The sequence below is a fragment of the Cupriavidus sp. 8B genome (assembly GCF_054589115.1).
The window spans coordinates 1-7,177 of sequence record NZ_BAAILO010000410.1; the positions used below are offsets into that span (position 1 = coordinate 1).

At 66.2% G+C, this 7,177-nt stretch carries 7 protein-coding genes; all 7 read right to left on the reverse strand.

Features of this window, described 5'->3' with window-relative positions; translation table 11 throughout:
- Nucleotides 1-308: 308 nt before the first annotated feature.
- On the reverse strand, nucleotides 309-905 hold the full coding sequence (locus tag ACYP5B_RS38405; RefSeq protein ID WP_318238514.1) for a PPC domain-containing DNA-binding protein: 597 nt from the start codon (nucleotides 903-905) through the stop codon (nucleotides 309-311).
- A gap of 40 nt (nucleotides 906-945) precedes the next feature.
- Entirely contained in the window at nucleotides 946-2,229 is a 1,284-nt protein-coding gene (locus ACYP5B_RS38410) for a TRAP transporter large permease (protein ID WP_318238513.1), read from the reverse strand.
- A gap of 16 nt (nucleotides 2,230-2,245) precedes the next feature.
- Nucleotides 2,246-2,773, reverse strand: a complete 528-nt coding sequence (locus ACYP5B_RS38415) for a TRAP transporter small permease (protein WP_459573067.1) — start codon at nucleotides 2,771-2,773, stop codon at nucleotides 2,246-2,248.
- A 17-nt stretch (nucleotides 2,774-2,790) separates the two neighbouring features.
- Entirely contained in the window at nucleotides 2,791-3,723 is a 933-nt protein-coding gene (locus ACYP5B_RS38420; RefSeq protein ID WP_400095747.1) for an amidohydrolase family protein, read from the reverse strand.
- A gap of 19 nt (nucleotides 3,724-3,742) precedes the next feature.
- Nucleotides 3,743-4,741: a DctP family TRAP transporter solute-binding subunit gene (locus ACYP5B_RS38425; protein WP_400095745.1), complete on the reverse strand. Its 999-nt coding sequence runs from the start codon at nucleotides 4,739-4,741 to the stop codon at nucleotides 3,743-3,745.
- Between the two features lie 93 nt (nucleotides 4,742-4,834).
- Nucleotides 4,835-6,025, reverse strand: coding sequence for a fumarylacetoacetate hydrolase family protein (locus ACYP5B_RS38430; protein ID WP_400095743.1), 1,191 nt, complete (start codon nucleotides 6,023-6,025; stop codon nucleotides 4,835-4,837).
- A 1-nt stretch (nucleotide 6,026) separates the two neighbouring features.
- A complete protein-coding gene (locus ACYP5B_RS38435; protein WP_459573068.1) occupies nucleotides 6,027-6,998 on the reverse strand; it encodes a Bug family tripartite tricarboxylate transporter substrate binding protein in 972 nt (323 codons plus the stop codon).
- Nucleotides 6,999-7,177: the final 179 nt, after the last annotated feature.

The window sequence follows — 7,177 nt, forward strand, 5'->3', positions numbered from 1 at the left end:
CCGGGACCCAAACTCGCATCGCCTTAAGGCGATACTCAGACATGGGTCCCTCTTTTCCGCTCTTTTCGCCGAATCCCGAGGCGCCCCATACGGCCTAGGTGAACCTTGACGGCTCGCTTCGCATCGCGCGTGGGTGATTCCCGCCTGACTGGCGGGAATCACGGCCGAACCGAATCGACGTCCCAACTCTCCCGCCGGTTTGCTCCCCTCTCCCGCACGGCGGGAGAGGGGCCGGGGGAGAGGGCGGGCGGTGGCAAGGCCGAGATGTCATGCCGGACCGATCCGGCTTCCATTCCCTACGCTTCAATCTACAGCCCCAGCACATTGGCCCCGATCTTCGGATCGATCGCGCGCTCAAGTTGTTGTGGATACACCGTCACCGTCACTTCCAGCGAGCCTGTGCCTACCTCCATGGCCAGGATGTGTCCTCCATACGTATCGAACGTCTTGTCGCCGGCGACGCCGTGGGCGTGGATGGAGGGCTTGCCGTCTTTCCAGGCGAGGCTGCCCACGATGCTGGCCATCTCGACGTTGCGGAAGGTCTTGGGGTTGAAGGCTTTCTTGTCGGCGTCCCAGAAGCCGAAGGTGACGTTGGTGAAGCCGATGGCGCTGAGGCTTGCGCTGGGCACGCGTTCGCAGATGGCGAAGGCTTCGAGCTGTTCGAACACGTTGTCGCCCATGCGCAGCACCAGCAGGTAGCCGGTGGGGGTCTTGATGTAGCGCTTGACACTGGCGCTTGGGTAGGCCGGGTTCTGGCTGGCGGCTTGCGCGGCGGCGCAGTCGGTGGGTTGCGTTTGCGCGCAAGCCGATGACAGGGCGAATGCAAGGGCGCCCGCGGTTGCGAGGGCGAGGCTGTGCTGGCGCAGCTTGCTGTGGATGCGCGTGTGGTTCATGGGTTTTTTCATATCAGTCTCCGTCTTTCCAGGTTGTGTGATTGGCAAGCGGTTACCGCATCCAGCTGGCGGGAACCAGGATGAGTTGGGGGAACAGCACGAACAGGAACATCAGCACGGTGAGCGACAGCAGGAAGGGCCACACACCGGCGATCACGCTGTCGAGGCTGCAGCGCGAGGTACCGGCCACCACGTTGAGCACCGTGCCGACTGGCGGTGTCAGCAACCCGATGGCGTTGTTGAGGATGAACATCACGCCGAAGTACACGGGATCGATGCCGGCCTTGGTGATCACGGGCATGAGGATAGGCGTCATGATCAGCACGGTGGGCATCAGGTCCAGCGCCGTGCCGACGATGATCACCAGCACCATGATCACAAACATCAGCAGGATCTTGTTGTCGATGAAGGGATCGAGCAGCGCCGTGACCTGCGCCGGGATATTGGCGATGGTGATGAGCCAGGCCGAGACCAGCGCGCAGGCGACCAGGAACAGCACGGTGCTGGAGGTCTTGGCGGCGGTGACGATCAGGCGGGGCAGGTCGCGCAGCTTGAGCTCGCCGTAGACGAAGCGGCCAACCGCCATGGCGTAGACGACGGCGACCACGGCTGCCTCGGTTGGCGTGAACACGCCGATCTTCATGCCGCCGATGATGACCACCGGCAGCACCAGCGCCCACACGCCGTCCATCAGCGACTGCCGCAGGCGGCGGAACTCGAAGCGCTGCGTGGCGACGGCGGACGCCGAATCCTTGCGGGCGCAGAAGTACCACGTGGCGGTGAGCGTCAGCGCCATCATGGCGCCTGGCGCAATGCCGGCGAGGAACAATTTGGTGATGGATACCTGCGCCACCACGCCAAACACCACGATGGCGATCGATGGCGGGATCACCGGCGCGATGATGCCGCCCGCAGCGATCAGCCCGGCGGAGCGCGGTACGTTGTAGCCGGCGTTGCGCATCATGGGGATGAGCAGCGCGGCCACCGCGGCCGTGTCCGCCACGGCCGAGCCGGAGATGCTGGCCACCACCGTAGCGGCGATGATCGCCACGTAGCCAAGCCCGCCGCGCACGTGGCCCACCGTGGCTTCCGCCACCTTGACGATGCGGCTCGACAGCCCGCCGGCGTTCATCAGTTCGCCGGCCAGCATGAAGAACGGCACGGCCATCAGCGGGTAGTTGTTCACGCCCTCCAGCATGTTCTGCGCGATGATCTGCGTGTCGAAATTGCCGAGATGGAACATCAGGGCGATACCCGACACCAGCAGCGAGAATGCGATCGGCATGCCGAGCGCCATGGCGCCCAGCAGGGAGCCGACAAATACAACGATAGTCATGACTGGCTCCAGGAAATCATTCGCCGCTGGCGCCGGACTCCGGCACCAGCTCCGCGCGGGGCATGCGCCCGCTCACCAGGCGCCATAGCGAATGCGCCAGCAGGCCGGCCATGCCCAGGCTGCTGAACAGCAGGCAGGCATAGACCAGGCCGATCGGCACGCCCGTCACCGGGGCCATGTCGTCCATGCCGATCACCACCAGCTTCCATGCGCCATTGGCCAGCAGCAGGCAGCAGGCGAGCGCGCCAGCGTCGGAGATAAAGCGGCACAGGCGCTGTCCCGGCTCGCCAAGCCGAGACACGATGGTGGACATGCCAAGGTGCGCCTTGTCGCGCATGACGAGCAGGGCGCCGGTCAGCGTCAGCCACATGAAGACGAAGCGCGAGGCTTCCTCGGAGAACGCGATGCCGGAGTTGAAGGCGTAGCGCAGCACTACGTTGCCGAACACCAGCACGATCATGACGGCCATCATGGCCACCATCGCGCCTTGCGCTGTGTGTACCATGACGCGGGTCACGGCCGGTTCTTCTGTTGTCGTTTCCATGTTCGTTGTCTCGTTGCTTATTGATTCGGCTGCGCGATCCGGTAGAAGCGCAGCGTGTTGTCGTGCCATACGGCTCGCGCCGCGTCGGCAGTCAGGCCGTTCAGCCCTTCCGCCACCATTCCGACCACTTCTCCGATGCCAGCACGCAGCCCGGATACCGGCAGGTTGCTGGCGAACATGCATCGCTGCCAGCCGAAGATGTCCAGCGCCTCGCGGACGACGCGCACATTGCCCGCGCGGTCCCACGCTGCATCGGGCAGTCCGAATTCGGAAAGCTTCACGTGCACGTTGGGCAGGCGCGCCAGCGCTTCCATGCCGCGGCGCCACGCAGCCAGGCCTGCGTCGGAGCGGTCCCACGGCAGCCCGGTGTGTTCCAGCACTACCCGCAGCGCGGGAAACATCGCCACCGCATCGGCTGCCTCTTGCAGATGCCAGAACGGCACGCGCAAGTCCCATGAGAGGTCGTGCGCGGCCAGCAGGCCGAGGCCTTCCAGCCAGCGTGCATCCTGCAGCGTGCCTGCTTGTCCGCGCACGCTTTCGTCAGCGCGCCGGCTCGTCACCGGCTTGCAGCGCACCCCGCGCACCAGCGGAAAATCAGCCTGTGCCAGCAAGCGCTGCTCCAGGTCGGCACTCCTGAAATCCGCATGCGCCACGATCGCGTTGGGAAATCCATGCACCGCATGGATCCGGTGCAGCCAGCCGGTCTCCGCGAGGGACTCCTCGGGATGGCGCTCGGCTTCCACGTGCACGGTGGCGGCGAGCCGCACGTTGCCCCAGCGCGCCAGATAGGCGTCCGGGCCAAAGTCCTCGCGCAACGCGGCATAGCTGCCGAGGAAGAAGGCTTGCGGGTCGTATTTCTCCTGCAGCCACGGATAGCGTGCGTCGTCGCCGAAGCGCCAGAGATGATGGTGCGCGTCGACCATGGCCGACGGTGAAGGCTGCGTTTGCATGTCCGGTCTCCGCGCGGCTTCAGCGTTGGGCGTCGATGGCACGCAGCACGGTGTCGCCGTTCTTCTGCACATAGAGCTGGCGCGTCTCTTCCTTGACGATCTTCCTGATGCTCGCCACGTCCGGGTGCTCGTTGACCTGCATGCCCTTGGCGCGCAACTGTGCGATGGACTGCGCCTCGTTGTCCGTGTTGAGCTTGCGCTGGAAGGTGGCGGCGGCGGCGGCTTCTTCCAGCAGGATTTTCTGGTACTCCGGCTTGAGCGAATCGAACTTGGCCTTGTTCATCAGCACCACTAGCGCGGTGTAGGCATGCCGCGTGAGCGAGAGGTATTTCTGCACTTCGTACATCTTGGATGACAGCATCAGCGTGGGCGGATTCTCTTGCCCGTCCACCGCACCGGATTCCAGCGCGCCGAAGACCTCTGCGAAGGGCATCGGCTGCGGGCTCGCGCCGAGCAGCTGGAACGCCTTGATATGCGACGGGTTCGGCGTGGTGCGGATCTTCAGGCCGCGGATATCGTCGGCTTTGTTGATCTGGCGCTTGTTGTTGCCCAGGCTGCGAAAGCCGATTTCCCAGAAGGCCAGGCCCTTGATTTGGTGCGAGCCCAGCTCATCGAGCAGGCCGCGTCCCACCGCGCCGTCCAGCGCGCGATAGGCCTGCGGGCCGTCGTCGAACTGGTAGGGCAGGTCCAGCACGTTGAGCTTGGGCGCCAGCCCGGTGACAAACGGGTTGCCGGTGGCGCCGATGTCGATGGTGCCGCTGCGGATGCCGGTGACCAGCGTGGTGTCGTTGCCGAGCTGGCTGTTGGCAAAGACCTGGATTTCGACCGCGCCTTGCGTGCGCTCCTTGACCTTCTTGCTGAACGATAGCGCAGCCAGGTGCTGGGAATCGGTCTCCGGCACGGTGTGGGCAAAGCGCAGCTTGATGGGGGTTTGCGCAGCCGCCGGGGTGGCCAGCGCGGCGGCGGCTCCTGCTGCGAACAACGCGGCCAGCACGATACGCGAGATGGCGTGTCTCATGGTGTCTCCTTCGGATTGTGTATGTGGGTGGCGAGCCTGGGTGCTCCCGGGTGCTCCCGGCTGATCCCGGCCTCGCTGGGTTAAGCCAAAGGCTCAGGGAGGTGGGCCAAGCAGGCCGCGGCGGGCGAGGTTGTCCATCAGGGCGCCGATGCCGAACTGCCACGGCGGCAGGCTTGCGCTGCTGCCGACCCAGTTGACGAGGCCGCCGAGCCTCGCCGCGCGGATCGACACGCGGTCGCCCACGTGATGCGTAAAGCCGGCGCCGGGCGCGTCGCGGTCCTGCACGGGCGCGAACATCGTGCCGCAGAACAGCATCATGCCGTCCGGATACTGGTGGTGCGGGCCCATGGCGTGGCCAACCAGCTCCTGCGGCGAGCGGCTGATCTGCGTCATCGTGCTGGCGCCTTGCAGCACGAAGCCGTCCTCGCCTTCGATGGTGAGTTCGATGTCGGTTGTGCAGATGTCGTCGATGCCAAACGCCGCATCGCACAGGCGGATCCATGGGCCGATGCTGCATGAGGCGTTATTGTCCTTGGCCTTGCCCAGCAGCAGCGCGCTGCGCCCTTCGAAGTCGCGCAGGTTGACGTCGTTGCCGAGCGCGGCCCCAACGATGGTGCCGCGCGAGGACACCGCGAGCACCACCTCCGGCTCGGGGTTGTTCCATGACGAGCCGGGATGAACGCCCACGTCCACGCCGGTGCCCATCGACGACAGCGGCGCCGCCTTGGTGAAGATCTCCGCGTCCGCGCCGATGCCCACTTCCAGGTACTGGGACCACAGCCCTTGCGCCAGCAGCACCTCCTTGATGCGCAGCGCCTGCGGCGAGCCGGGGCGCACGGCGGCGAGCCCTGCGTCGGCCAGGTGCGCCACGCTCTGGCGGACCGCTTCGGCCTTGGCGGCATCGCCGCGCGCCTGCTCCTCGATGACGCGCTCGATCATGCTGGCGGCAAAGGTCACGCCGGCGGCTTTCACCACCTGCAGGTCGTTCGGCGCGAGCAGGTGGCGGTAACGCGGATCGGGGCCGTGCTCGCAGGTGGATGCCAGCCAGTCCGCCACCGTGCCGAGTGCGGCGCCTCCAGCCTGCCTGACCGCATCCGCCGGGTCAGGCAGGTCGAGCAAGGCGGCAATGGTCGGGCGCAACGCGCCCAGGTCGAACAGCTGGCCGTTGCGCACGACGACCGGCGTCGGCCCGCCTTGTGGCCCCGGCAGCCACGCGCGGCCAACCAGCACCGCCCGCGCGGCGTCACGTGGCAGGGTTTCCTCGATGGTGATGCGGCGCGCCATGTCAGACCTTCACCTGGGCGTCTTTGACCACCTTGGCCCACTTGGTGAGCTCTGCGCCGATAAAGGTGCCGAAGCGCGCGGCGCTGCCGCCGCCATCCTCGGCGCCGAAGCTGGCCAGCTTGTCCGCCACCTCCGGCATCGCAAGCACCTTGTTCATGTCCGCGTTCATCTTTTGCACCAGGGCGGCCGGCATGCCGGCGGGGCCTACCAGCCCGTACCAGGTGCTGGCGTCGAAGCCAGGGAAGCCCGATTCGGCGATGGTGGGCACGTTGGGGAAGCTCTTGGCGCGCTTGGGCCGGGTCTGTGCAATGGCAATCAGCTTGCCGCCCTGGATCTGCGGCGTGGCCGAGGTCATGGTCTCGAAGCTGAAATCGATCTGCCCGCCGATCAGGTCGGTCAGCATGGGCGCCGAGCCGCGATAGGGCACGTGCATGGCATCCACGCCGGCGCGCAGCTTGAACAGCTCCAGCGCCAGGTGCTGCGCCGCGCCCGCGCCTGAGGAGCCAAACGTGATCTTGCCCGGGCTCTTGCGGCACTGCTCGATCACATCATTCAGGGTCCTGGCGCCTTCCTGCGTGTTGCAGATCAACAGGTTGGGCGTGACGCCCACCAGCATGATGGGTGTGAAGTCGCGCTCGACCACATAGCCCAGCCTGGGATACAGGCTCGGCGCAATGGCGTGGTTGCTGATATTGGTCATCAGCAGCGTGGTGCCGTCGGCGGGCTGCTTGACCGTGTACTCGGCGGCAATCACACCGGCCGCGCCAGGACGGTTGTCGACGATGACCGACGTATGCCAGAGCTCGCCGAGCTTGTTGGCCATCACGCGGGCCATCACATCGGTGCCGCCTCCGGGCGGAAAGCCCACGACGATGCGCATGGGGCCGGTGGGCAGCGCCTGCGCAAAGGCCAGGGGCGCCGCCAGCGAGGTGGCGCCGGCAGCCGTGGCAGTGAGGAACGTCCTGCGTAGCATGGCTTGTCTCCAGGTTATTTTTTATGGTTCTTCAGACTTCTGTGTGGGGCGCAGCAAGAGCGCTCGCGTGCAATCTCGCGCAGGCGTTGCTCCCCTCTCCCGCGCGGCGGGAGAGGGGTTGGGGGAGAGGGCGGGCATCCGCAAGAGCGAGGCGCGTCACCTTGAGCGAGCGCCCCCCC